At 48.5% G+C, this 1,717-nt stretch carries 1 protein-coding gene and 1 pseudogene; both read right to left on the bottom strand.

All coding sequences use genetic code 11. From position 1 onward, the window contains the following. Nucleotides 1-1,372, bottom strand: a pseudogene (locus H0Z19_RS11955) (hypothetical protein); the annotation flags it as partial. Between the two features lie 34 nt (nt 1,373-1,406). After that, a partial coding sequence (locus tag H0Z19_RS11950; RefSeq protein WP_290726923.1) for a hypothetical protein occupies nt 1,407-1,717 on the bottom strand: 311 nt, incomplete at its 5' end.

Genomic DNA, 1,717 nt, shown 5'->3' with positions numbered 1-1,717 from the left:
TCGTTGTCCAGCGGACGGGGATTAAGAGCGTGCCGTACTGCGTACCGTCTAACTGCTCGACGAGGCCGGTGTTAAGGATTTCGGCCCTGTTGAGCCACTTTCCGTTGGTCGTGTCAAGGCTTTCGGGGCTGAACCACAAAACGAGGCCGTCCTTGGGCGGGTTGTTCGGGTCGTTAAAGAATGCTGAAACTTCATCGTCGCTTATTGTCCTTCCCCATGCAGCCACTAAAGCGAGTTTGCCCTTTAACGGTGTTCCCGCAAATCTCGTGAATATTCTAAAATATGAGACCTCGCTTCCACCAGTCGCTTCCGTTAATCCAGAATAAATCCACGACGTGCCCGCATCATCCAAGAACAGTTCCACGGAGCTTGTAGTTCTCCGAATAATAAGGACATGCCACCCCGGCGTAAGATTGGTGTCAAAAGAGACCTGATTATTGCTCCCATCTCCATACTCATATGTATAGTAGATATCTCCACTTGTTATGTTAACCCACCAGCCGTTGTGAGCTTCTGTTTCATCCCCATCTGCCATACCAATAATGTCTCCGTCCTCTCCAGCATAATAGAATATTATCCCAATCGTCCAAGCCCTGTCATTTGTTAATTCTTGAACAACTGGGGGAGTGATATAATCATCCACGCCGTCGAAGTAAAGCCCGTATGGCAGGCTCGCGGAGGGCGTGCTTTCGCTCACGGGACGGAGCTGGACGTATGAAGCGCCGTAGATAGTCCCATCGTTCCCGTTGCCACTCTTATCGAGCCACTTTCCATTCGCCGTGTCCACCGAGTCGGGAGCATAGAAGAGGACTAAGCCGTCCGTGGGCGGGTTCATCGGGTCGTTGTAGATGGCCTGGATTTCGGAGTCAGAAAGGGCACGGGAGTAGATGAGAACAATATATAGCTTTCCTTTAAACATTGAATTGTATCCCGCATCAAATGTTGTACCAACCCTCCTGGTTATCTCATAGTCCGATGCAATAACGTTTATGTTTGAGTTGCTCCCGCTCCCTACAATATTTTCATTAATTATCGCATCAATGTTCCCCTCGTTCCATCTGATCCCATACATATTTATCCTTAATGGCTCTGAACCCGAATAAAAATACTCGACCTTCGTGGATTCTGAGTTTGTATAATCCTGAATCCAAAAGGTAATCTTGCCATATGAAAGTTTGTAAAACTCAATCCAGCTATACAACTTCAGCGTAGACGAATATAATGCCAATGGTGCTGTAGAATAGTCTTGAGGAATCTCATCAAGCTTTCCAATGTAGAGGAGAGTGAACTCATTTTTGTCTAAACTTATCGTGCTTGCAGTATCGATATAATCATCGCCGTCGAAGCTGAGCGCGTTATACTCCGTCATCATAACACCTCCTTTAAGCCAAAATAAAGTAAGAGAATCATCTTAGGCGCCTCGCCACGCGCCTCTCTATCTCATTTACCAGCCGGTCGATATCGGCCTCCTCCTTTATCACCGAGCCGTGCAGGTCAACGTTAATCGTTATCGTTCCATAGGCCGGCGTCGCGGTCGGCAGTGGCCTTATTCCCGGCGTGATTATCAGCGGTGGCTCCATCGTCGGGAGAGGGAGCTTAGGCGTGAGGTCTTTCGCCGTGTCAATTCCTCGCTTATAGCCCTCGACGATGTTACGCCCGATGTCCTCGAAAACTTTCGACGGCGAGCTGATACCGAGCCAGCTCTTTATTGTGTTTA

Source organism: Archaeoglobus sp. (assembly GCF_017656475.1).
Taxonomy (GTDB): Archaea; Halobacteriota; Archaeoglobi; order Archaeoglobales; family Archaeoglobaceae; genus Archaeoglobus.
Note: the sequence above shows the minus strand (reverse complement) of the source record. Positions and strands in the feature narration are given on the sequence as shown.